Annotated in this window: 16 protein-coding genes; 6 read left to right on the top strand and 10 right to left on the bottom strand. The window is 57.0% G+C overall.

Annotated features, from left to right (window positions below; all coding sequences use genetic code 11):
- Positions 1-67: 67 nt before the first annotated feature.
- From NKG96_RS19395 to NKG96_RS19380, 4 genes are all read right to left on the bottom strand, one after another.
- The gene (locus NKG96_RS19395) at positions 68-1,390 is read right to left on the bottom strand and encodes an orc1/cdc6 family replication initiation protein (protein WP_254538606.1); all 1,323 of its coding nucleotides are present in this window, start codon (positions 1,388-1,390) and stop codon (positions 68-70) included.
- A gap of 1,002 nt (positions 1,391-2,392) precedes the next feature.
- The gene (locus NKG96_RS19390; RefSeq protein WP_049969050.1) at positions 2,393-2,707 is read right to left on the bottom strand and encodes a hypothetical protein; all 315 of its coding nucleotides are present in this window, start codon (positions 2,705-2,707) and stop codon (positions 2,393-2,395) included.
- 24 nt (positions 2,708-2,731) lie between these two features.
- Positions 2,732-3,661: a hypothetical protein gene (locus NKG96_RS19385; RefSeq protein ID WP_254538605.1), complete on the bottom strand. Its 930-nt coding sequence runs from the start codon at positions 3,659-3,661 to the stop codon at positions 2,732-2,734.
- A 147-nt stretch (positions 3,662-3,808) separates the two neighbouring features.
- Positions 3,809-4,129: a DUF6788 family protein gene (locus NKG96_RS19380; protein ID WP_254538604.1), complete on the bottom strand. Its 321-nt coding sequence runs from the start codon at positions 4,127-4,129 to the stop codon at positions 3,809-3,811.
- Positions 4,130-4,348: 219 nt separating this feature from the next.
- Here NKG96_RS19380 and NKG96_RS19375 point away from each other — a divergent pair, with 219 nt between their 5' ends.
- Both NKG96_RS19375 and NKG96_RS19370 read left to right on the top strand, forming a co-directional pair.
- Complete coding sequence (locus NKG96_RS19375; protein WP_254538603.1) at positions 4,349-6,931, top strand: PD-(D/E)XK nuclease family protein; 2,583 nt, start codon at positions 4,349-4,351, stop codon at positions 6,929-6,931.
- On the top strand, positions 6,924-9,821 hold the full coding sequence (locus tag NKG96_RS19370; protein ID WP_254538602.1) for a UvrD-helicase domain-containing protein: 2,898 nt from the start codon (positions 6,924-6,926) through the stop codon (positions 9,819-9,821). The genes NKG96_RS19375 and NKG96_RS19370 overlap by 8 nt, the downstream gene beginning before the upstream one ends.
- Positions 9,822-10,071: 250 nt before the next feature.
- Here the strand turns inward: NKG96_RS19370 and NKG96_RS19365 are convergent, their stop codons facing one another.
- Positions 10,072-10,854: a DUF8170 family protein gene (locus NKG96_RS19365; protein WP_254538601.1), complete on the bottom strand. Its 783-nt coding sequence runs from the start codon at positions 10,852-10,854 to the stop codon at positions 10,072-10,074.
- 115 nt (positions 10,855-10,969) lie between these two features.
- Here NKG96_RS19365 and NKG96_RS19360 point away from each other — a divergent pair, with 115 nt between their 5' ends.
- The 3 genes from NKG96_RS19360 to NKG96_RS19350 all read left to right on the top strand — a co-directional run bounded on the left by NKG96_RS19360 (position 10,970) and on the right by NKG96_RS19350 (position 13,017).
- Positions 10,970-11,446: an ArsR family transcriptional regulator gene (locus NKG96_RS19360; RefSeq protein ID WP_254538600.1), complete on the top strand. Its 477-nt coding sequence runs from the start codon at positions 10,970-10,972 to the stop codon at positions 11,444-11,446.
- Positions 11,447-11,930: 484 nt separating this feature from the next.
- Entirely contained in the window at positions 11,931-12,758 is an 828-nt protein-coding gene (locus NKG96_RS19355; RefSeq protein WP_254538599.1) for an IS5 family transposase, read from the top strand.
- A gap of 43 nt (positions 12,759-12,801) precedes the next feature.
- On the top strand, positions 12,802-13,017 hold the full coding sequence (locus NKG96_RS19350; RefSeq protein WP_254538598.1) for a hypothetical protein: 216 nt from the start codon (positions 12,802-12,804) through the stop codon (positions 13,015-13,017).
- A 162-nt stretch (positions 13,018-13,179) separates the two neighbouring features.
- Here the strand turns inward: NKG96_RS19350 and NKG96_RS19345 are convergent, their stop codons facing one another.
- From NKG96_RS19345 to NKG96_RS19335, 3 genes are all read right to left on the bottom strand, one after another.
- Positions 13,180-13,491 (bottom strand): hypothetical protein, encoded by a 312-nt coding sequence (locus tag NKG96_RS19345; RefSeq protein WP_254538597.1) that lies wholly within the window; start codon positions 13,489-13,491, stop codon positions 13,180-13,182.
- A 354-nt stretch (positions 13,492-13,845) separates the two neighbouring features.
- Positions 13,846-14,970: a tyrosine-type recombinase/integrase gene (locus NKG96_RS19340; protein WP_254538596.1), complete on the bottom strand. Its 1,125-nt coding sequence runs from the start codon at positions 14,968-14,970 to the stop codon at positions 13,846-13,848.
- A gap of 530 nt (positions 14,971-15,500) precedes the next feature.
- On the bottom strand, positions 15,501-16,823 hold the full coding sequence (locus NKG96_RS19335; protein WP_254538595.1) for a hypothetical protein: 1,323 nt from the start codon (positions 16,821-16,823) through the stop codon (positions 15,501-15,503).
- A gap of 362 nt (positions 16,824-17,185) precedes the next feature.
- On the opposite strand from NKG96_RS19335, the gene NKG96_RS19330 reads away from it, so the two are divergent.
- The gene (locus tag NKG96_RS19330) at positions 17,186-17,554 is read left to right on the top strand and encodes a hypothetical protein (RefSeq protein ID WP_254538594.1); all 369 of its coding nucleotides are present in this window, start codon (positions 17,186-17,188) and stop codon (positions 17,552-17,554) included.
- Positions 17,555-17,572: 18 nt separating this feature from the next.
- Here the strand turns inward: NKG96_RS19330 and NKG96_RS19325 are convergent, their stop codons facing one another.
- On the bottom strand, positions 17,573-19,024 hold the full coding sequence (locus NKG96_RS19325; RefSeq protein WP_254538593.1) for a hypothetical protein: 1,452 nt from the start codon (positions 19,022-19,024) through the stop codon (positions 17,573-17,575).
- A gap of 226 nt (positions 19,025-19,250) precedes the next feature.
- On the bottom strand, positions 19,251-24,092 hold the full coding sequence (locus NKG96_RS19320; protein WP_254538592.1) for a sacsin N-terminal ATP-binding-like domain-containing protein: 4,842 nt from the start codon (positions 24,090-24,092) through the stop codon (positions 19,251-19,253).
- Positions 24,093-24,149 lie beyond the last annotated feature (57 nt).

The raw sequence follows: 24,149 nt of genomic DNA, 5'->3' as shown, positions 1-24,149 counted from the left end.
TTATCGATGTCGAGAGAACTAGACCGCTGCAGCACCCTCGCCCCTATCGATTTGTTCCGATATGGAGCTACTTGTTGATCTGAGCCCGCACCACCGCCCGTAGTTCATCCACGTGGACGTCCTTCAGTCGCGAATCTTCTCGAAGCGTCTCGATAATCGTGTTCGGGTTCTCCCCAAACGTGAACTCGAGGTAGCTTCCCGAGTGCGGACCCTGACTCTTCCGCTCTGTCTCGACCAACGAATACGTCGTGAGTTCCTTCATCTTGTTCACGTACGTCTCCTGGTGATACTGATCTGCATCAAGCGTCCCTGTCAGATACTGATACACTCGATACCCGAGCGGACTTTTCGCTGCTCCCCCGGTCTCCCGGGCAACGGCAGCAGTCGCGAAGAGACAGAGCTTCTTCTGGGTACTAATTCCACGAGTTACCTCCAGAACGCGGTTCTTCTCGACCTTGTCTTGGGCTTCTCGAATGTGCTCTTCACGAACCTGGTCCGCGTTTGCTTTCTCGGCGATTGAGCCTGCAGTCCGCATCAGATCGATCGCCTTCCGTGCGTCCCCGTTCGTTTGGGCAGCGAATGCTGCAGCCAGTGGGATCACGTCGTTACTGAGTGCGCCCTCGTGGAAGGCATCTTCCCGTGCCCAGAGAATTTCTCGGAGCTGGTTGGCATCATAGTCGCTGAAGTGGACGTCCTCCGGCGTGAACGAACTGAGTGCTCGACTGCCAACGTTCTCCATCATCTTCGTGTCGTTGGTGATGGCAGTCACAGAGACCTGGGCGGTAATCTCGTCCGTACTCCCAGCGCGAGAAAGCTGGTACAGAAGACGGGAAAAGGCAGGTTCCTCCATATCGCGGCGACCGATGAGCATATCGAGTTCGTCGAGGATGAACACGACAGTGTCGTAGTGTTCATTAATCAGGCGGTAGAGTTCTCGCCATTTCTTCTTGTTCGGGATGCCGTGTTCTGGAACCTCAACGGTCGCTCCGACGTCGTTCGCGACTTTTCGGGCTAGCTCGTAAACGGCAGAACCGAGAGTCCCGACGTTCTGGCAGTTCATCTGGATTACGCCGAATCTGATGTCACGGCTTTCACAGAGTTCGAGGATGTTCGAACAGACGGCATTGATGATGAGCGATTTTCCAGTCCCTGACGGCCCGTAGAGGAAGAGGTTTGGTGGGCGTTCATTGCTAATCGCGACTCGAAGGTGCTGGGTGATGTCGGTGAGCTGGGAGTCGCGACCGACGATACGTTCTTCGTCGACGATCTCGTTCGGTTCGAGAAGAGATCGATTCTTGATGAGACTCGCGGCTTCTTCCTGCTCGAGGATGAGATCTTTAATAGAACCCGTGGACTCAGATGATTCCTCGGGACCAGGATCCGTGGGCATATCCCTTCCCTCTCTATCAGGATACTAAAAGATTCCCCTGTCGATTTGTTTTCTCCCTCTACGAGGCTCAGAGGTAGAGAATCGGAGAGTTTCAGCGGTTTGCTCGTAGACCTCCGACGATTTGTTTGGAAGGATTTCGTGGCACGATATCGTGGGAAATGAAGAACACCCTCTCACCCCTATCGATTTGTTCTAACCACAAAGGAGGGGTGGGGGTGACTCGATTCCGATTGCGTTGTCACTACCTCTAGATCGAGTATTTCATTGAATTGGTTGTTGTTCTCTCTATCTCTTCTTCTTTCTTCTAGTTCTAGACTAGCCTAGCTAGAGTAAACACACCCCTATCGATTTGTTCTAACTGGTCGAAGTCGCCCGATTTTCACCCGTGTGCTTTACTTAAGCAGGTGTCTTTAGTGTGGATACGATCGGTCTCGATTCCAGCAATACAAGTCCTTAGACGCCATTCTAAGTTCGTCCGGTCTCCCCTATCGATTTGTTCGATATCAACGCCATCTCCCAGAAATCGGTAAAATAGTGGCTTAAACGAGGGGGATTACACCTTGGGCCACCAATCGTGAGATCTCCGATTACTTTCATCGGGCCAAAGCTCGTCCTGTGGTGCTCTTTCGTACGGGAACAAATCGATAGGGGTGAGAGAGTGGTTCCCGAGTCAGTACTCCACGATGCAGATTCAGCTCTCAACTGAGATCTTCTCGTTCGCAGCTTCACGTCTATCTCAGAGGTACTCTTTCGCGTGAGTCAGAATCCCCTTGGGCGCATCCTTCACGAACAAATCGATAGGGGTGACTCTGTGTCTGCACGTGGTTTCGGAAAACAAGTCGATAGGGGTGTGCCTCCAGATTCAGTCAAACAGAATACGAGCAACGGAATCTACACCACTGTAACATCGCTACGTACGACTCTCGTGTCTTTGATACAGAGCAACCTCCCTTAACCAACAGACAGCCGTCTCTCACCTGTCTCGTTGGTTAAAGAAGTGGCTCACATCTCGCGATCGATTTCGAGTTTGCGCATCGCCCGTTCGAATACGTCGGGATGACGGTGCGCTAGGTTCTCGAGGTGGTTGCGAATGGACTGCGCTGGATTGATGTCCACGTCATCCGTGTCCTGGAGTTCTCGCCAGAACTGATGCATCTCTTCACTCACTGACACGCCGATAGTGTGGTCTTTCACACCCGTGTTCAGCGCGTTGTAATAGGGATCGAGGTCGAAGTCGGATGCCTCTCGCCGTTCCTCACGCTGTTTCTCCTCGGAGGCGTCGTCCATCGCCTCACCGAACGGATTGTCGCTGCTCATGTTTGCTAATTCTTAAGCTTAATCTTAAAGGTATGTGTCCAACGTCTCGTCACGGATTTCGATGACGTCTTCGGCAGCAAATTGCTGTGCACCCGCGCGGAATGCGTGATAACATTTTTGCCGGGTGTTCCGTGGGGTTCCATCACTGTACTCGACGATAGTATCGATCGCGCTCGCTGTGTACGGGTCGGAGGGATACCCACCGTCATACTCTTCCTCGCGTGCCCAGGCTAACCAGCGAGCGATGAGTTCCTCTGTCTCTGCGAACTCAAACCGTTCGAGTGTTCGATCCTTCGCGACGAGTCGAGAGCTCAGCGTTTCACGCAGCTCATCGATACGATTCCCTGCACGCTCCGTTCCGAACAAGAAGAGGATGAATACGGGCTCGCTCTCGCCGAGGTCACCGACGCTCTGTAACGCCGCGAGCAGTTGTTCGAATGTTCGAGTGTTCCTGGCTGCGTCCTCGAGTTGGTCGACCTGGATGATACATGCGATGTCCTGTGCTTCGAGCTGGTCAGCAACGTCCTCTACAATTTCTCGTACTTCGTCCGTGGCATGTGGATATGAGTCCGGAACGTCGAGGTCGTCAAACGAACTGAGTTCATCGAGTAACCGCGTGTAGAATCGACGTGTAGTGATTGACTCGACTTCACGGATTCTGGCTACACGGAACTCGTCACTTCGCGGGCCGTCCGAGAGCGCATCGTACACCAAGTCACGGAAGTGAGATTTGCCAGCACCACGTTCGTCGATGATCGAGATGTGGCCAGCACGATTGAGTATGTGACTCGCTACTTCATTGAGCAGATCTTGATTGACTCGCACGGCGATACTGGCGTTCGGAAGGGTTTCGGCAGTGAAGGGAATCCGATCTGGCTTGATCCCCAGCTGTTTCGCGTACGCCGCTTGTGCCTCCTCCGTCTGGTCAAGGGCGTCGGTGAATTGATCGCTCATAGTGGCTCATCATACTGCTCCGACTTAAATCTAAGTTGAAGATTAATCTTAAGATTAAGCTATAACTGTCTTTGACCTACTTCGGCCGACAATCGATGCCACCATCTTAACCAACAACCCACGCACCAGCTCGATACCGTTGGTTAATCATTCGGTCTGACTTACCGGCCCCTTATACTTCGACTTGATTTTGTCACCCTCTCTCCACTGCCAGTAGTAATACCGATTCCCGTTGATCTCCTTCTCTGTCAGTGTGGCCTTGGTAGGGACGTCTTCAGGTAAATCCTCAGAGCGTTCTTGAGGTTCATCGTCATCAGCTTCGTTCAACCGTGCCTCTCGCTCTCGATACTCCGCGAGTGCATCAGCATACTTGGCGATAGATCGGAGCGTTTCCGCATTACACTCCTCGAGTGAGGACGCTACTTCTTCGGGAACCTCTGGTGGGGTCGCTGGTTCTGAGTACGACATGGGAGCACTTTAACCAACAGATGGGTCTCGAAGGCTTAATTTTGTTGGTTAAACGGTGGCCTTCAATTACGACTGTCCTGCGCTTTTCGACCCACTTCTCCGCATATGAAGGGGATTGATGTCTTAGCCGGCGACTTCGTTCTCATCGATACCAAGTGACCGCTATCAAATACACACTTGGCGATAATTATATGAATTGTTGGCTGAGTTGTTGTTGCCGTGCCAGTTACGCGGGCGAAACCACTTGACTCTCTCTACGACGAAGTCCGAGACTATGACCTCGTCATCGTTCCTGATGCGCCGCTTGCCAGTGGGCTGAACCGACGTCTTGACCGCGCTCATCTCGGTATATTTGCCATCACGCCGCGTCGACTCGCAGCAGGTCGTCGCGAACGCGCCGAGGACCGGAGTGCCTTTCTCGAACTCGTTACGACTACCGACCTCGAGTGGAAGCAGGCTGCATACGCGATCGGCAACACGCTCCAATGCTGGGAGCACCAGGGACGCGTTGATGCCGTTCTCGACTACGACGCCTACGCCGAATCCGCGACGGAGACCACCGTCGAACAGCTCTCAACGCTCGATACGACCTCCCGGCGACTCGACGAGTACCAAATCGACGACAGCAAAGACGTCGCCGTCGTCGGCCACGACCAACTCACGACCCTCGAACGATCGATTCTCCCCACGCAGTACGATACGTTCGATCCATTCACCGATGCCGCATTCGACCGACCGCCGTTCCACATTTTCGACTCAAGTACAGCAATCGTCGACGCTGTACTCGGCATCGTCTCTGCCGACAATGCGGAGGACGTTGCGGTCGTCGCGGATCGCGGGAGTGAATATGCAACGCTAGTCCCGAGCGCGCTCGAAGCCGCCGATATTCCGTTTATCGGTGGCCCCGGGTTCGCTGACGAACAGCACCACCGCGGATTCGTCCAGTTCCTTCGCGCCGCTACTCGCGGGACGGAGACGCGCGTGAAGACCATTCGTTCTGTTCTCTCCAGCCTCGGGATCGCCGTCGACGTTGAACACGACGACAAGCGGCTACAGGATGTCGACGCCGCCAGTCTGACGTGGTTTCAGGAGTTCAGCGCGGAGATCGGCGAGACAACGTTCACTGGAGCACTTACTGCATACGAACGACAGGCCGGGATCAGCCTTGATGCGTTCCGAGATGAACTCGAGGCGCTCGGGATCGCTACCGATGACGTCACTAGACAGGGCATTGATCGGCTCGAATACTACCTTCAGAGCTACGAGGTCCCCGTCGACCGCGAAGACGAAGGGGTTCTCCTGGCCGACGCAAAGTCAGCAGCCTACGTGGACCGCCCCGTCGTATTCTACCTCGGCCTCGACGAAGCGTGGACTCACTCTCCACCACGTCGTCCATGGGTCGACCGTGACGCTGAATTCAGTCGGAACCTGACGCAGTTTCAGCTCCTCCTCCAGAACGGCGTCGAACAGTACTACCTCGTTCAGGACACGATCGGCGGCTCACCCGCAACGCCGTGTCTCTACTTCGAGGACCTCCTCGATGATGACTTCGAACGGTTCAGCGATCTCGACACGGTGACTCACGGACGGACCTTCAGTGCGACCCAGGATGGGTTCGAGAAGGAATCACTCGACGTCTCACCGACGCAAATCGACACCGTCAGCCAGTCCAGTCTGAGTACGTACGTCAACAGCCCGCGTGACTACCTCTTCAGTCGGCTTGTCGATGGCCCCGATAAGGACTACTTCAAGGAGGGGAATCTCTTCCACGACTTCGCCGAGTTCTACGTCAACCATCCCGACCTGATCGACGAGGAGACCATCGAAGACCTCGTAGACGTAATGCTCGAGGAGGCGGGTCCGTTCGTGCGGCGCGTCGACCGTCCAACGCGCCGTACCAAGTACCGGGTCGGCCTCAAAACCATCGTCGAGCTGCTCGACGAACGCACCCCGGAGGGTGACGACCTGCTCACTCCGAACAGTGGGTGGGGGCAGAATTTCTTCGCGGCCCATTTTGACAGGGAAGTCGACTCGCCGTTCACGGAGCGCTGGTTCGAGAACGAAGACCTCGGACTGAAAGGCAAGATCGACCTTGTTCATGGACCGACTGACCTCCTCGATTACAAGAGTGGGAGTCGGAAACGGGCATCTCGCGTCGTCAAGAACTCCGCGCTCGATCCACCGAGCGATACGCCGAACTTCCAGGCACTTCTCTATCTCGCCCACCGTCGGAGCGAGCGCCCAGGCGAGCGCCTACAGTTCACGTTCTTCCACTTTCTCGAGACGCTCGACGACGTCGTCGCTGGCGAGGCGGACTTAGAGGAGACGCTGACGACGATTGAGTATCATCCGACCCAGTTCGAGGAGCACGCCCGGTCGCGAGCGACGTTCGAGGCGCTCCGCGATGACGGGGCAAAGAACTGTCAGAAGACGCTCTCGAAGATTGCGTACGCTGATTACCAAGCCGCGTTCGAGACGGCCCCGCTACCGGCGACGCGTGACAGTGACGAACTCATCGACTCCGAGTTCGGGCAGGCGATGCAAACCCGACTGCAGGAGTGTGTCGGTGAGTACAAATACGTCTCGTCAGGCTGTAAACAGCTGCTTCGCCAGCTGGCACGAGTTCGGAGTCAGAACTACTTCGAAGAGGACCTCGATGCCTTCGAGGCGTTCGTCACCGAGCGCATGACGGAACTGAATCACCGACGCGCTGGCGAAGAACGCTTCCCTGTGAACGGGCTTGCCGGTGAACCGAACTACCGTCGAGTGGACAACCGCGACCTCCTTCTTGACCATGACTGAACCCAACCCTCAACAGCAGGACCTCATCGATAGCACCGACGGCTTATACCTCGTTGACGCCGGCGCAGGCACGGGGAAGACGTTCACCATCACGCGCCGCTATGCGAACATCGTCGACGAGGACGACGTCGCCCCTGAAGACGTGTTGCTGGTGACGTTCACGAACAACGCTGCAACCGAGATGAAAGACCGGATCGTCGGCCACTGCGAGTACGGGATGCGCGACCTCGCTGATGCGCCGATTCAGACGTTCCACTCGCTCTGCCACGATCTCCTCCAGGAACACGGCTATTCCGCGCCGACGCACCTCGGGATCGACGACCGCATCACGGGGTCGACGCGCATCGTCGAGGACGACCTCGTCGAGAAAGCCTTGTTCGAGGAGTTCATCGACCGGTTCAGCGACGACCACCCCGAGTACGATGACTACTTCCGCATCGTCTCGGACCCGACCGAACTCCTCGGACTCGTCTCACAACTCGCCTCGAAGGGCGTGTTCCCGACAGCCGACGGCTGGTATCGAAACGGCGAACGGTATCTCGACGGGGATTTCGAGGCGTTCAAATCGCTGTTCGACGAGGTAAATGAGCCACAGAATGGCGGGAGCAAGCAGTCACGACTTCGCTCGAAGCTCAATCGCTACGGGAAGAACAAATGCTACCTGCCAGACGCCCCTGAGAAGGCCGAGATTCGTGGGCAGGGCACGAAGAGCGTCCCCGATGCTGTCGCTCGGATGGTGTTCGATGCTGACCGCGAGGGACTCAAGGCATTCGTTCACGATGTCTACTACGAGTACCTCGAATTCGCGCTCGGCCGGAACTACCTCAACTTCGGCTTCCTCCAACTGTTCGCGTTCGTCCTGCTCTGTGAGGATCACGCGCTTCGTGAGTCCATTGCGTTCGACTACGCGATGGTTGACGAGTTTCAGGACTCCAGCGAGATCCAGTTCAAGCTGACGCTGCTACTCGCGGGCACGAACAACCTCTGTGTCGTCGGCGACTGGAAACAGAGCATCTACGGCTTCCAGTACGCCGAAGTCGAGAACATCACTGCCTTCGAGGACCGCCTCAATCGGTTCGTCGACGAACTGAACGCCGACCACGAACGGGTTACCTTCGACACCCAGCCGATTCATACCATCGAGCTTATCGAGAACTACCGCTCCACCCAGGAGATCCTTGACTTCTCGGAGCACGGGCTGCTCGTTCCGGCGGCGAACCGGGACAACGTCGATGTCGAGGCCATCCAGGATCGAATCGTCTCACTCTCGACCAACACCGAACACGAGAACACCCAAATCGAAGCGATCGCGAGCCCGGAGGAACACGAGTCGGTGGTCGCGAAGATACAGGAGATAGTGGGCAACGACGCCTACCGGGTTGAGGCCGATGACGGGTCGCTTCGGACGCCCGAGTATCGAGACGTCGCAGTTCTCACGCGAACACGAGAGTTCGGCCGCGACCTGTTGCAGACCGCTGAGGAGTACGGACTGCCGATGGCGTACGAGGGCGGGATCGAGCTGTTCCGCACGCCTCAGGCGAAGTTACTGCTGGCGTGGCTCCGCATCCTTGAATCCGACACCGACCGCGGCTGGGCGGTTGTCCTCGAGGAAGCAGGCTACACACTCGATGAGATCAAGCACGTCCTGGAGACCGAGGCGTATCCCGAGAACATGCGCTCGTTCCGCGAGAAGCTGGCAGAACTGGAGACGCTCGGCGGCGTAGCAGAACGTGTCTTCTCGCGGTACGGGTACGACGGTGCTACGGCCGACGTCGTCCTCCACACGATTCAGTCAGTACATACCGCGACGACACTGACTCGGGGAGACCTTATCCGGTTCATCGAGCGCGGCATCGAAGCGGGCAGTACCCACGATGTTCACGCGAACGCCGGTGCAAACTCAGTGACGGTCCAGACGATTCACGCAGCGAAGGGGCTCGAACATCCGATCGTCGTGCTCGCGAACATGAACAGTGGGCGATTCCCGCCATCGGGCGGCGGGAGTGGAACGATCACGTTTCAGGATCCGGTCGGACTCCGACAGCGGAAACGCTACGCCGAGGCTGACGGCCTCCCCCACGTGTACGATGACTGGCGGACTGACATCCTCCGCCGGTGTTTGCCCAGGGAGTACGACGAGGAGCGCCGACTGCTCTACGTGGCGATTACGCGCGCCGAGAGCCACGTGATCTTCTCGGCCGGGGAGGATCCAAACACGTTCCTCGAAGAACTCCCGGTCGAAATCGAAGCGTGGGACACTGAACCTGATGCAGACACCGTAGACGAGACCGAGCAGACGGAGTTGCTGATCACGGTACCGACACCGGAGGGGCCGGTCGGACACTCACCGCATTCGCTGATGCGTGAGGATGTTTTCGAGGACGTCGACGATGGTATGGGGAAGGCGTTCGGCACCGACGTCCACGACTTTGCGGAAGCGTACGCGCGCGGCGATGATGTAAAACTGAATCGGGACGATCCCGGATGGGACGACAAACAGCACGTGATGTCGTTTCTCGACGGCCTGTCGGGCGACCTGCTCGTCGAGGAGGACGCCTACCTTCCGCTGGACGTCGACGGGACTCGTATGATGATCTCCGGAATCATCGATCTCGTCCACGTTCGAGCCGACCGCATCGAAGTGGTCGACTACAAGACTGACCGAGGTCGGCACGCGGAAGCCGAGTACCGAAAACAACTCAGTGTCTACCATCACGTGCTTCGGGAGCTATACCCTGAGCGTGAGATTTCGGCATCGATTCTCTATACAGTCGACGGCGTTCGCGAAGAGATCGACCCCCTCTCACAGGACGACCTAGTCGACATCGTAAAGGCGGTGTCTGATAAGGAATCGCTCCAAGCTACACCTCCGTTAGGTAGCTCCCGTTAAGCCGAATACTGGGACGGAATTTGCCAGTCACGCCTCTTGATACCGTGCGTGAATCCAGTTTAATCTTAGAGTTAAGGTTAATAGCACCTTCTGTCCGAATAACGGACGGCGCCGTTTCAATGAGGACCAGTTCAAATCTGTGGGAACTACGGCTTTTCTCTCGGACAAGACGACTTTCGATTGGATACACTGATGCCGAGCAACAACGGAAGGCCTACTCTTAAGATTAGAATTAATATTAAAACAAGCCTTACCGTTGTTCCCACCCCGGTCTCGGCGACCCCGGAAGATCATCTGTAGCGTCGAGTAGCTCTTCCTCAGTCGTCCAGGGATAACATCGTCCGTGGAGTTCGAAGAGACGGAAGTCGTTCAGATGCACCCAGCTGTACGACGGAACCTCGATATCGTGCTCCTCAAGCGTGGTCCTCACCGCATCGACCGATATGTCGATTCCAGCGTCGTCCGCTCGTTCGACGAGGGCTTCGAGTTCTGCCGTCTTCATCTCGTCATCGATGTCGGTGGCAGCGCTGATCTGCGCAGCAGCAGCGATCACATCACGTTCGTCAGTGAGGTGTTCCTCCGTTTCCCACTGGTATGCACGTGGGAAGGCGTACGCCTTTTCGAAGTACTCGGTTTCGCCCAGTTTGCCGAGTTCGTTGATCTCACCGCCCGCATCTTGCTCGAATACAGCAGCCACGTAATCACAGAGTGTCGCCGTGATATGGAACTTCACGCGGAACTCCGGAAGTCGGTGGAGGTCGATGTCTGTGAGGTCTCCAATGAGGAAGGCATATGTTCCGTATCGGCGGTTTAGCCGATCACTGACTGCCCGTACGCGTCGGAGATACGGATCACGGTAGCTTCCGAGGACGAGATACGCGGTTTGATCCCGGTCGTAGATTGCTGGTGTCTCACTGTTTGCCCACGAGAGGATTTGCACGGCCTCCGTCGACCCGACGTCGAGCCCGCGTAAGGCCTGCTGCACAGCCTTCATGATCTCGCCCGAGTTCGGGGGCACAGATGGAGCACTCATACGTGGGAACTGTACTGGCTGAATAAAAGGCGTTTCTAACTAACTCAGTGCTTCGGCGATTCTATTGACTTATTCAACCCAAACCGTTATGCAGTCGAGCCCACTACTCTACAGTATGAGCGACACGGCCCCGGAAGGGTTCGAGGATCCCTTCGCAGAGCAGCAGCGGATGCGTGAGCTGCTCTCCCAGGAGACGCGCCACCTCATCTTGCAGTTGATCCTCGGTCACCCAGCACACCTCGCGTCGTTGGCCGAGCTCGACTACATGATTCCGAAGAACGAGGCAGCTATCCTCGACCAGCTCGAGACACTCCAAGAGGCAGGAATCCTCGACGTCTACGTGCACGAACCCAACGTGTCGACGCGAGATCTCCCGTCAAAGTTCTGGGGACCAACCGAGCGCGGGGTTGAGATCCTCTACGAGCATAATTTCCTGCGGGGCGTCCCGGTTGCACGAGCGGTCTACGAGGAGACGAAAAAATCTGAGCGGGTGCAGCGCCACGAGGACGCACCGCGACCGACGCTTCCCGAAGCCGTGAGAGAGGCACTCGAATTCGACGAACCGAATCTGGAAGCGGCTGGGGCTCCCTAGCGGTCTGTTAGGTGGGTCTCGAAGAGAGTGATTTTTCGCTGCCGCCAGGTTGGCTGGTACTTCGAACGCCATATCCGTCGCTGCGACTGTTGGAAGCGATGGTGAATGGCTGCGAGCGCCTTTTCATCTGAGTTGGTATTCATGGTGTCTTCCCCGATGAATGTTCTCTCAGAGCTACCATGGTCGCTCTAAGCTACCGCTATCTTGGCGCCTTGCTGTGAGACTACGAATGGGCTGCGTTGACATTAATTCTAATCTTAACATTAAACGTTGCTGAGTGACTCATAGGAACAAGTATGGCGTTGGAGTTGGCTCTGTTGATACCATAAATGACTAACACAAATTTTCCACGAAATACAAGGCTGTCGCAAGAAGAGAAAGGCGAGCGATTAGCGTAATCCGATTCATCACGAGGGGAGAATTAGCCGGGTTGGCTCTGTTGAAACCCTCAGAGAGTTACAAGTTCACCCGGTAGTTTGACCGAATGCAGACCCTCCCGAAATCGCGGTTGCTCCGGTTCGTTGAGCAGGCGTATCACTTGGCTCGGCGAGCTGTCGCTCGTTACTCTTCGAAGTTCTCGAAACGACGGTACACACTTCACCAGCACATCGTCCTGCTCTGTCTCAAGGTGCGGAAGAATACAACGTACCGAATCCTGCTTGACGAACTCATCGAGATGCCTCGGATTCGGAGCGCTATCGACCTTGAGGAACTTCCATCGCCTTCGGCGTTGTGTAAAGCGTTCAACCGACTCGATATGGCGGTTTGGCGTGTCCTGCTCAACCTCTCGGTCACACCCCTTCCGACCAACGGTGTCGTCGGTATCGATGCATCCGGGTTCGACCGGAGTCACGCCTCGAAGCACTACACGAAGCGGACAAAGCTGACGATTCAGCAGTTGAAAGTCACACTTCTCGTAGACACGAAGTCGAACGCAATCATCGACTTACACGTAACGACGACCAGAAAGCACGATTCTCAGATTGCACCATCGCTCATCAAGCGAAATACTGGGAAGGTGGCGATTCTCCTCGGCGACAAGGGATACGACGACCAGAAGGTTCGCACATTAGCCCGTGCAACTGGTGTTCGACCGCTCATCAAACACCGCGAGTTTTCATCGCTACAGAAGGCATGGAACGCTCGGCTGGACGCCGATATCTACGGTCAGCGCAGTCAGAACGAGACGGTGAACTCCCGACTCAAACGCAAGTACGGTGCATTCGTCCGCTCACGCCACTGGTGGAAGCAGTTCCGGGAACTCGCTGTCGGCTGTCTCACCCACAATATCGACAAGGCCCTCTCAACGTGAGGTGTAGACAAGGTATTTGTCAGTTCGTTCTTTTGTATCCGATATGGACTGGCTCACGGCATATTACGGGCTGTTCGTCCGTGTAGGTCTGTATCTCCTGATTTTCTGGCCCACCGTCGGCTACTACGTCTATCGAGATTCCACCAAGCGGGGCTTGTCTTCACCGAAACTGCGCGGAGTAGTATACGGAGTCTTTGGAATACTCGGGTTGCTGGTGTATCTCGCACAAAAGCAACGCGAAAAGACTGATTCAGCCTGACCGATTCTCAACCCTCTCGCGCTCTCCAAGGCCGTTTGAGTTAGAGGGCGAATCGCTAAGTCCGCACACCTACCGAACGGTTGTTTTAGCGATGATGATGTCGAACGCATAGGATTTCAACAGAGCCGCCGGGTTCTATGTAACTACTGGACAGGCAGCTGGTCAGAATCCCGAACTGTGAATCTTGACTCGGAGGCCAACTGCCGCAAGTGCGAGACCTCCGTAAATCAGTATGTCAAGTGGACTCAGTAATCCTGCTTCGAGGAAGATTGGGATCGCGAGATAGATTCCGATACAGACGCCTGCGAGGTATCCGAACGACCAGTATCGAGACGCATCTACAGTCATTACCGCACTCACAATTGAAACAGGAATCACCCACCAGAAGATACCTGATGGGAGCATACCTTGCTCAACCAGCAGAGGAACGAGTTCACTAATCAGGAGGGCAACAACGACGGTCTCGACAATCATCCCGAAACCTCGTTCGAGACCGTGGTCCATACCTGGCATCTTGCCAGAGTATCATTGGTGTGTGAAATAGATATTTCGTCTGTACTTAGCGATATAGTCACCAGGCACATCGTCCCGCCTTCGTACCCGATAGCGCTCTACGTTCAGCACGACTCCAGAAACTTCTCAGACCTCAAGTGCTCAACAAAGCCTGGGAGTTCTCACGCTTCCATCCGTAACCAATGATAGCTGAGTCACTACAGCTGACCGGATGTTCCCAGAATTAATCTTAATATTAGAATTAACTGATGGTCTGGGGAGTTCTCATCTGCTTTAACCAACAGTCTCCATACAATTGGAATACCGTTGGTTAACTCACTCCCCGAGGAGATCGTCGACTTGCTTCGCGGTTTCAGCTGCTTGGATGTCGGAGTAAGACTCGTGGGTCGTCTCGATGCTCGCGTGTCGGAGTGCTGATTGGGCGAGTTCTGCGTGGCCGCTCGCATAGAGTTCGTGACCAAGCCCTCGACGGGCGCCGTGTGGCTTCAGGTAGTCACCGTCGACGTCGAGGTCAGCGTCATCACACAGCCGCTTCATCAGGTTGCGAGCACCGTTCGTCGAGAGCGCTGGTGGGACGACCTCATATTCTCGGAGCACTGTGTCGATATCACTGTCGTCGAGGATGGTCTCGATCTCGTCGTCCGAAATTCCCTCGTGGGCCAGCTGCTCGCGAACGGCGCGATATTTCGACGGAGCGTGCCCGCTGGGAAAGACTGGCCACTCGTCGGTCGGTGGATCGAGGACAGTCCTGTACCGCTCTAGTACCGTGGCGGCCCGCTCGGGAAGTTGTGCGTACTCGTATGCTCGTGACTTCCCGAGGACGCGGACGGCGCCGGCGTCGAGTTGGATGTCTCCCCAGGTGATGCCGTTCCGCTTGTCGTCGGAGGGTTCAGCGAACACCTCCGCGCCGCGAACGCCCGAGAGTCCCAGGAGATAAACGACTGCTCGATCACGAAAGGCCTGCTCACGACTCACGTCCACTTTTTCGTCAAGGGCGTGGTCGACACGCTCGTCGACGTAGCGCATGATCGCCTGCCGCTCCTTTTCCCGCCAGAACTGCCGGTCGGTGTCACCGAGGTCCTCCGGGAGTTCGTCCGTCGCGCGCTTCGCTTTCGCCGGATTCGTATCGAGGAGTTCGTCTGCGACGCAGAACGTGAGGAACGCGCGGACGTACGCGTAGTAGGTAGTCGCGGTGCTTGCTTTTAGATCGCCGTCGCGAGCTCGCTGTTTGAGGTGCCGTGCGTATCGGCGGCAGTCGAGGACGTCCAGGTCCTCGAGGCTCGTCACACCGCGCTCCTCGCACAGCCAGGTGCGCCACGTCGCGAGGGTCGACGCGAAGTTCTTCCTGGAGTTACCAGCCTCGACGCTGTCGAGGTACTGCTGGATGGCCGTCTCGACTGGTGTTCCCCCGGGTGTAGCGTCGCCCTCGTCGGGTTCCATGGTTCGTGCTCGACCGACGGCGGCGACCCACGTAAATCTACTGTGTACAACTGGGATAATACACAGTGGAAGTTGATATCTGAATACTGCCGAATTCGGCTAATACAGGTTGTGAAAGGTCCGAATCTGATTACATAAACTGTATATGGCGATATGGATTACCGCTCTTTCTATCCAACACAGTTGCGTGAATAGGCCAGTTTTGGATAAAATATCCACTGACTCAGAATCAATCTCCCATCAAGAGGCTAGTTTCCACCCCATTCTGGACGAGGTAATCGAGCGAGCATAAGAAATTGGGCGGATTTCGGTGCTCCTCCAGAGCGTTGCCACTCCCAATCGGCGAACCCGGTGGGAATCCGTCGCTCAGCCAGGCGGTATCAATGCCGAAGCGACCAACTCGACACACTCGCCTGCCGTCAGAACCGGCGCGTGGTGCATGTCGCCGTCGACGCCTGTCTTCAATCAAGTATCGGTGGCGATGGCTGCACAGCCTATTGACCTGCCTCGGCTAACCCATGCAAGCGACGTCAGAACGTCAGCCAGTCGTCCTCCGCGTCTTCTTGAAAGAAGCTCTCCGCTTCGGGGAACAACGGGTTCGATCCGTTTTCGACGTTGGGGCCAGGCAGATCGACCGCGCTTTCTGGCGACTCCGCGAACCCGTCCAAGCCCAACATCTCCCCACCGATTTCCGGACCCATCACGGGTTCTTCGATCAACACTCCGGGCCGCCAGTCGGACATTCCAAACCCGAATTCTGGCTGTTCAACCGGTTCCACCGCTGATTCTTCAAGCTCGGAGAATCCCGAGGTGACATCGGTCAGTCCGAAAGGATCGGCATCCCACTGCGGTGAATAATCCATCCCCACATCAACCGCCGGCTCATCGGCTACAACCACATCCTGCGGTCCAATCGGTTCCTCGTCTATGACCGGCTCCGAGCCAAGGGAGCGACGGATACTGGAACGTCCGACGTCTAATGTGCCAATCTCTTCACGGCTACCGTAGCCGCTTGTGTCAGCAGTTGTTGGGCGGTGGTTCTCCGGTTCCGGGCCGGATGACCGTGGCCATGTCTCCGCTGGATGCTGCCGTCTATCAGCGGCTGTCAGCGGCTCACGGCGGCGGTCCACACGCCTGTCTTGCTCAAGGTACCGAGTCTCCCAGGTATCGCGGGGTGCCGATCTCCGTCTGGTGGCGGTGTCGTCAGTCCGCCGGCGAGCGTGGTTGTCCGGTGCCGTCGACGGCCACGTACTGTCGTTCGAGGCCGCGGTACCGGAGCTACGCGGAGTGGGGGTGAGGAAGGCCTTGAGGAACGAGGAGATCTTAATCTCGATCGGGCTGCGCACCAGCTCGTGGCTCACGACACTCGGCCCGACATCGACCTCGACGAGGTCCGGAATCGGGTCGAAACCGATGAATTCCGGTCCCCAGTCAATGTCGAGGTAACTGAACTTGGTGTCGACCTGAACGAACTTGATCTCACGGCTCGAATCGACCGGCTTGAAATACGGGTTGTTGGTCTCGGCGGATGGGTTCCGACGTGGTGACGCTGTGGAGGTGACGTGTCTTTGCCGGTGGGTCAAGGTTCTCGCCGTTTTCCTTGTCTGGGAGGAACCGGTGTTTGAGGTCGTTCGCTGTGTCGTCCCGGTATCGGCCGGGTGTGAGTGTTGCTTCTTCACCGTGGTCGACAACAGTTCAGGTTGCTCCGATGTCGGCGGCTCCGGTTCTTCCGACGTTAGCGGCTGCGGTGGATACGGATCGTTGTCGTTCGCTGGTTCAGGTTCCTGCTCGCTCGATCCTGTGGACTCGGCCGTCTGCTCTGTATCAGCCGACTGTGAATCGGTCTGCCGCATCGGTGGACCCGTCGTGGACTCCTCGGACGTGTTCGGAGACGCGGGTTCAGGAGCAGGCTGCGGACGCCGCGGAGATGGCGACGAAATAACCGGATACAGGGCCATCGTTGTTCCGGCTGCGATACTTGCGGCCGCGTACCAGAGGCTGGGTGGAGAACGGAGGCCGTCCACGAGCAGGAGAGCTGCCCCGCCGAGGACCACGAACAGAGCGCCAAGACGGCCGACTACCGTCATTTTCAAATTGTACGTCAATATTCCTTAAATATCTGGTCCTAATACAGGCGGTCTACGTGCGGCTCATAAGCCGGATTATCGTCGGAATAAAGCTTATACGTGCTTCAGAGGTTGGTAAACACATCTGAATGGCGCCCGGACTACTCAAAGCCCTCCTGCAGACGGCGAACTACTTCCGTAACTGGCGGAAGGGCGACCCCGAGAGCGCCACCCAGCGAGGCCGCAAGTATCTATTCTGGGTTCTGGCCGGTGGGGGTGCCACGCTGTGGACCCTCTACCAGAACGGGATCGCTGTCCCGGTCGACTTCGCCATGTTCACCGGCGGTTTGCTACTCGTCGACATGTTCCAGTTCGGGACGCTGCTCCGGATCGGGATGGCGGTCGACCCGCTGGTCGGCGGTATCCTCGGGACGATTGGGCTTGGTACCCTGGCGAAGTTCTTCCGTGATCTTGGCGGTATCTCTGCGGCGATCAACTACTTCTTCTCCATCCGATAGCAGCCCTTGCTACTGCGATTACGTCGTACACTCGGGGCTGAGACTGAACAAATCGATATCCAGGTCCAGTGAGTGCAGCGACCTCCTATCGAGTTTCTCGACCGACTCGATATCATCGTCACTCAGGAACTCGTATTTACGGGCGATCGTCCGCGTCACCGCCTTTATCATCCGGAGCACTTCGGCAACCCCGCTCCGCGTCAACGTATACAGCTCCCGGAGCAGCACCAGATACGTTCGCAGGCTAAGCGTCCGGGCCACGAATCCGAGCAAGTACTTGTGCGCAAACCGCGTCACAAACGCGCCAGCGCGGCCGGCAACACCGAAATACGCAGCCACGAGATCGGCGACTAAAATCCCCAGACTCATCAGCATATTCTCCACGTCGTCCGTAACTTCGGCCGGATCTGCGGCCGCCACGGCACAGGCGTCATTGAGCAGCTGGTCGATGCTACTGGCAACCGGGAGGACAGACAACCCCCAGCGTGTCCAGACCGACGTACGAGCCGTGACACGGTCCATGATTGACGGACTGAACCCGAGCTGGTCCGCTACGATAGTGAGCACGAGGTTCACGCTGGAAACCAGTTGGCCTGTCCGCGGTGCGACTGCATTGATTTCCGTGAGCGAAACATCCTGAAATTCCTCGGGGACCTGCCGGCAGATGGCCTCGGCTAGAGAGACCGCCGTCGTCACCACCGGAGACGATCCACCGGCCAGCTGCCCGTACAGCTGTGCCATGGTTGCCGGTGCAGTCTCTGTGACCTGGTCCTCCACGGAATGGGATGCCCGTAAGGACACCTGTGCGGCGACCTGGTCGTCGGTCGGGGAGTGTAGGACGCCATCCGTCCAATCGAATATAACGTAGTAGCGGCCGGGCTCGATCGTGTGGTGCCGTCGGACCGACCCTGTTTCGGCCGAATTGAGACATTGCAACGTGTAGAGATCCACGATCGACGAGTCTTCATCCCACGGCTGTCTGCTGTCGCCCTGTTTGAATAGATTCCACGGATGGACGTTCTCGGTGTTGACGCCGGTCGGGACGTCCCACGAACCCAGTCGGCCCAAGTCTTCTGTGGTGGTAGAGATCAGCGGGCCGTCTATCAGTGGATGGTCGCGGACTTTCGTCTCGTACTTCCGGAAGCCTTCGTCATCGGCGACGAGGATACTTGGTGTGGCTGTCCGGTTCGATGTTCGGACCTCGTATTCGATGGTGACGGGATCAGAGATCGAGCAAACGGGCCACACCCAGTATGGGCGGTTTGCATTCAGCACCAGTTCGCCGTAGGCTTCGGCGATGACGGCGTCGTGAGCGGGTTGGTCTGGTGCCGTCGGTGTGGGATGGTTGTATTGGCGTGACTCGTAGCAGGAGGGCGGATCCGCGGGATGGGCCGCAGCCTGCTGTATGAAGAGGGGCGTGCCGGCCGTTGTAGCGGCGGCAGCGAGAAATCGTCTCCGCGAATATTCCATCTATCCGTACTTAGTTGTAAGTTGGTAAGTATCTTTTCCGGACATCGATTGTTCTTCGAGACAACGTTCTATTCCTATTCGTACTCCGATCGAATCCCATGCTAATGCTCGTTTACTAAATAGACGGAACAAAAGATCACTACTCATTGCTCAGGTGATGTGTTTATGCCACGCATCAAAATCATCCTCCGAGATTGTCTATCCACAATCGAACTCGGTCAGCGAGTTATTCCTCGCGCTCTAACGGCGTCTGTGTGACCGCCCCTGATGAACTGAACCGCTTCGAGTTGACCTTGATGGAGACATCCGTCTGCTGATGCTCCTCCCACTGCGTCTCAAGCACAGCTGACGGATTCTGGATTTCACGAATGAACTCTTCGCCTCGATCGATGCTCAGATTGCCGATCACGTACAGATAGTACTGGTCAGCGATAACGTCAGTCGTCGCAGTCAGCCATTCGTTGAGCGACAGCGATACCTGGCCATCCCCACGCAGTGACTTGAGTTCGATCATCCGGTTGATCGCCGATGTATCGTCGACCGGTTCGCCGTCCCACCCAGCAACGAAGGACGGTTCGAGGACGAGATAGTCGAAGCCTGGGTATTGTCGGTCGAGTTCGACTGTCTCGGTCAGCCACTCCAGCACAGCTTCGATAGACCCGGTCTCACGTGCATTGGCGACATCGTCCGGCTTCTCAACGGAGACAATGCAGGACTCGATGACGTCTTGGGAGTATGACGGATTATCTCGTGCGAGGCGGTTCAGCTCATACCGTTTCAGAATGGCCGAGCCAACACGATCAGTCGCATTACGCTTGCCTGCGGCCTGGGGATTGCTCGACCTTCTTCCCCCCGAAGATCGAGATTGCGTTGATGACTCAGAAGCGATCGTCGTTCCAGCTGTCGGCTCGGGCTCGAGGTCGAACCGTGATTCGAAGGCGAAGGTCACCTCCGCAGGATCGATTAACTCCGACTGGGGGTCAGTATCTGTCGTAGTGCGGCCCTCATCAGGGTCTTGTTGGGTCGTCGACGACCTAGGTTCAGCATTCCGCCCATTACCCACTGCTGAGGCGATCGTCGATGTCGGTTCCCAAGTCGATGAACCATCACTATTGAACGACACGACAGATTGCTCCGCTCCCGTAATATCCTCCTCGAGGAGGTCAAAAGGGGCATCGAGGAGACGGAGCCGCTCTTCGAACTCCGCTGGGGCGGCCTGCAGGATGAGGATGAGCTCACTCACCCCAGGGTAGGGAAGATAGTCGGCGAGGGCTTTCGCGACCCGCTGAATCGGAGGCTCTCCGGACATACTGGAAGTGACGTATGGCGTTCGTCGTCGGGCTGAAGACTCGTGCCGTTCAACCGCCCACCCGACGGACTCAGTCACTCGCGAATATCCGGGGAGTGCATACTCAACATCAAGCGAGTCGACGACAGCAAGCTGATCGATAAACCGATCCACATCTTCAGCGTCCGACTCTTGCTGTCCGGGGCGATCGCCTGCAAGCACGCATCGGATCGCGTCCTCTCGATCTCGCAGGAACTCCCTGATCGTGTCTTCGTTGTTAACTGTCTCACCGGGCATGACCGTTTTCGAAACGGCGCTTTTCAGCCGCTTCATCCCACACACCGATGCAAAACGACTTGCGTCGGGTTCTTTCAGGACGAACGTCGGCACCTCAAGCGGAATCGCGTCCGCTTCCGGTCGGTCCAGGGCGAAATACGCCTCACCCGCCGGGCACAATTCAAGCTCATCTCCGACCTCACAAAGCACCTCTGTCGAGGCGAGCGCCTCCTTCATCCGACCCCATTTGTCACCACCAGCATCGACATCCGGAACTGCGCGAGCAATATTTCTGTACCCTGTGCGGAGTTCGCGCTGTGCTCCACGAACTTGTTCGGGATGCTTTCGACACCACGACGAAATCCGGTTCACACCGGCAATCGCATCTGCGGGTTCAAACGTCTCCGTTGAGACAACTGCGTGAATCCCGAGCGCTTCGAAGAAGTCCGCAGAGACATCCGACGTCGCCCCCCAGAGTGCCTCTGGGAGGAGCGGCAGCACGACCGTCTCGCTTTCGTCGTCCAAGCTGAACCGATCCATCACCTCGGGGCGGCGCTGCCACACTCGCTGTGGTGAGTACTGGCCACTATCGGCGGGACACCACTCAGAAGCCTGCAGCTCACACAGCCACATGTTCGTCCCAAGTGAGAGTCGCTCATGTCGATACGGAACGCCTCCCGACCGACCCCCCACGTTTGATGCCGAGGTGCTGTGTCGACCGACACCGACGGTCGTCGCCGATCCATATACCTCCTCCCACCAGTAGGCAAGATGCGTGAACAACCGGCTCCCGAGCTCGCGGTGAGACTCTAGCTTCGGTTTCAACTCCGTCCAGAAGTCGAGGCGGTTCGCTCGATAGATGGAGTAATTCACCGATTCCTCGGCCTCGATGTCGTCGATAGCCGTCTCAAGCTCCGACGCAAATCGGTCCCAAATCTCCGTGGCTGGCCCGCCTGCCCCGAGCGTTGGGTGCTTCGCCGATGGCTGATCAATACCGCTCGTTGAACGGTACTCTCGTTCATGTTCCGGGTGCCAGAGAGGAGTTAGCTTCAGTTCGGGTGTCGCCCCGAGCCACCGGAGGAAGGCTCGCCAGTTCGCGATCTCCTCTGAGTCGTCCCCGGTCTCGTCCTCCCCATTCTCATCGGTTCCACCGGGAGCTGAAGCCTCCAACTCAAGGAACCATTCGGGCGAGACGAGTTCTGGCGCATCGGCTGGCCCGATATCACAGTCTCGCAGCAGCGGGACGGCAGAGGCACCCTCATCGTCGACCCATTCCGGTCCCATGTATACACGATGGGCACGAACCCAGTCACCCTCTTTCGTCGGGAGGGTGAGCAGACAGAGTCGGTAATAGTCGGACTTCTTCCGGAACTCATGGGGGAGTGGTGACGTCGGGTCGACGACTGACTTCGAGCCACTCATCGCCAGCTCTCGGAGGATCGAGAGTGTCTCGGAGTTCTGCAGTTCTGCTTCGAGAACAGCGTCGCCCCACCCACGCGGAAGGTATGGGAAGATCGCCCCCTGGACGAGAGAGGCCAAATCGAACTCGTCGATATCCCACATGCCCCGCAATGCTTCCTTGAACCCGTCACTCTCGGCCTGTTTGCCGGCTGGCTGTTCCCACCCTTCAGGGCGATAAACCTCCGGTGCGAACAGTTTCAGCCCGTGGAACTGCTTGGTGAGTTCAATTTCCTCGGGTGGGAGTAGGAGGGTTACGTCTTCGGTCATCGACCGCAAAATTCGCCCCGATTCTGTAACCCTAATCGGGAACAAGTCATACGTCGGCAGTGTGTCTCGGAACGCTTCCTGTGGCTCACCACCGATCGCGGCGTCGACGCTGACCAAGACCTCGACGATTGGGTCGACTGCCGCCCGCCCAGTAACCGCTTCGTACGGTTGGAGGCGGACTCGTTCAGGATCGGCAGCCGCCAGTATGGCGGGGATATCCGCCGGCAGAAGCTCGTCAGCGCCGAGAGAGAGCAGTGCCTCGATGGTAGCGTCTGAGACGACTTCCCCACTGGGTAGATACGCTGGAGAGTCGCTTACGGACTCCGGTAGCGACTTGGGGCCGGCGACCTCGACAAACCGCTTGATGAGGTCTGCTGGCAGCAGTTCGGTCGAGGGGATTCGAAGGTCAGAGATTGCCGCCCGGGTAGTGTCCACCTCGAACGTATCGTCGGTATCCGGAGTCGGGATGAACGGGACATCGGCGATTTCATGGCGAATTCGCTCTGCACAGTACTCCTCACAGTCGTCGTTTAGCCGGACGGCGTTGATATGGAGACACTCCAGCACGTCAGTGACGGACGTCTCTATCTCTTGGGCAAACTTGATGACGTCACTTGTGAGCAGTTTTGCGACGTGATCGAAAAGGAGCGCGTTGTATCCCTCATCTCGGTCGAACAACTTCAGCCGCGTTCGCGAGCTTTCGGGCTTGAACGCGCCGTTGATCAGGAACCGTCCGGGGCTCGCTTGCTCTGTTGGCAGAAATACGTGGATTGAGGGGTCATCTTGGACCGGTCGAAGTCGAACTGGCTCACCGTGTTGGTCGGTTTCAACACAGAAGGCTACTCCGACTTGCGTAGTCTCGATTCCCTCCCAGCTTCCTTCCGGAATTCCGGCACGTTGGGTAATCTCAATCCCGGTCCGCGCGAACTGGACGTAGGCCTGCCGGGTTATTGGCGGCGTCGTGGTTGCCGATTCATGCTTCGAAAGGATGACCTGCTGACCCTCCATCCCGACCATTGCCGCTGGCTTCATCCGATCGAGCGTCCAGGTCGTCTCGTCGCCGTCGACACTGATTTCCAATCGTCGGAGATGCTGGAGGAATACCAGTGTCTGGGGATCAACTGCGTGTAGCTTTTCGCCGATAGCTGGCTGGATCTCCGCAAAGAGGTCGAACGCGAAGACCGTCGTGAACGGCGACTCCTCAGCCAACAGCTCGGTCACCCGGGCGGGTTTCGTCTCTGGAACGAACGGGAGCCTAAGCGTCGGAACATCAGTGTCCGACAGGTCGGTGCCGACGCGAGTGTTCTTCTGGAGGGCGTCCTTCGCTTGCGAACTATCGAAGACGAACTGGTATTCCGTTGAGTATACTCGCGGTCGGTCAGTGAGTTCCAGTACGGACGTAAACCCTCTCCCCTTCCGGCCGATCGCCGCCTCGTCGTCACTCTTCGAACTCAAGCCCTGAATGCACAGGGAGTGGACGTCTTTAGCGGTGAGTGGCCGCCCAGTATTTGCAACATAGAGCGTCGATCCATCTAACTCGAACCGCACTGCAGCATCATCACGCCCTTCGATCGCGTCGTCCGCATTCTGTAACAGTTCATAGATAAACCGATCGTGGTAGTCCCCCTGAGTCTCGGTCTCCGTCGTTGAGTCACCGTAGATCGCGCTTGGTTCTCCGGTATACGAGATGTAGGCCCGCTCACGAATATTGGCTAGCAGCGTGTCGTTGTCGTCTGCGTCGGTAATGTCGGGAGGTTCAGTGCGCGATTGGCTCACGGGTGGTGAAATGAATATATTTCTGTATGTGATATATTTCTTGAGGATTGGTTCTGT

The sequence above is a fragment of the Halomarina litorea genome, from assembly GCF_024227715.1.
In the GTDB taxonomy this organism is placed as follows: domain Archaea; phylum Halobacteriota; class Halobacteria; order Halobacteriales; family Haloarculaceae; genus Halomarina; species Halomarina litorea.
Note: the sequence above shows the minus strand (reverse complement) of the source record. Positions and strands in the feature narration are given on the sequence as shown.

Coding starts and splice junctions, on each gene's coding strand:
- NKG96_RS19395 (WP_254538606.1), bottom strand. CDS start 1,390: ATGCCCACGGATCCTGGTCCCGAGGAATCATCTGAGTCCACGGGTTCT.
- NKG96_RS19390 (WP_049969050.1), bottom strand. CDS start 2,707: ATGAGCAGCGACAATCCGTTCGGTGAGGCGATGGACGACGCCTCCGAG.
- NKG96_RS19385 (WP_254538605.1), bottom strand. CDS start 3,661: ATGAGCGATCAATTCACCGACGCCCTTGACCAGACGGAGGAGGCACAA.
- NKG96_RS19380 (WP_254538604.1), bottom strand. CDS start 4,129: ATGTCGTACTCAGAACCAGCGACCCCACCAGAGGTTCCCGAAGAAGTA.
- NKG96_RS19370 (WP_254538602.1), top strand. CDS start 6,924: ATGACTGAACCCAACCCTCAACAGCAGGACCTCATCGATAGCACCGAC.
- NKG96_RS19365 (WP_254538601.1), bottom strand. CDS start 10,854: ATGAGTGCTCCATCTGTGCCCCCGAACTCGGGCGAGATCATGAAGGCT.
- NKG96_RS19360 (WP_254538600.1), top strand. CDS start 10,970: ATGAGCGACACGGCCCCGGAAGGGTTCGAGGATCCCTTCGCAGAGCAG.
- NKG96_RS19355 (WP_254538599.1), top strand. CDS start 11,931: ATGCAGACCCTCCCGAAATCGCGGTTGCTCCGGTTCGTTGAGCAGGCG.
- NKG96_RS19350 (WP_254538598.1), top strand. CDS start 12,802: ATGGACTGGCTCACGGCATATTACGGGCTGTTCGTCCGTGTAGGTCTG.
- NKG96_RS19345 (WP_254538597.1), bottom strand. CDS start 13,491: ATGATTGTCGAGACCGTCGTTGTTGCCCTCCTGATTAGTGAACTCGTT.
- NKG96_RS19340 (WP_254538596.1), bottom strand. CDS start 14,970: ATGGAACCCGACGAGGGCGACGCTACACCCGGGGGAACACCAGTCGAG.
- NKG96_RS19335 (WP_254538595.1), bottom strand. CDS start 16,823: ATGCGGCAGACCGATTCACAGTCGGCTGATACAGAGCAGACGGCCGAG.
- NKG96_RS19330 (WP_254538594.1), top strand. CDS start 17,186: ATGGCGCCCGGACTACTCAAAGCCCTCCTGCAGACGGCGAACTACTTC.
- NKG96_RS19325 (WP_254538593.1), bottom strand. CDS start 19,024: ATGGAATATTCGCGGAGACGATTTCTCGCTGCCGCCGCTACAACGGCC.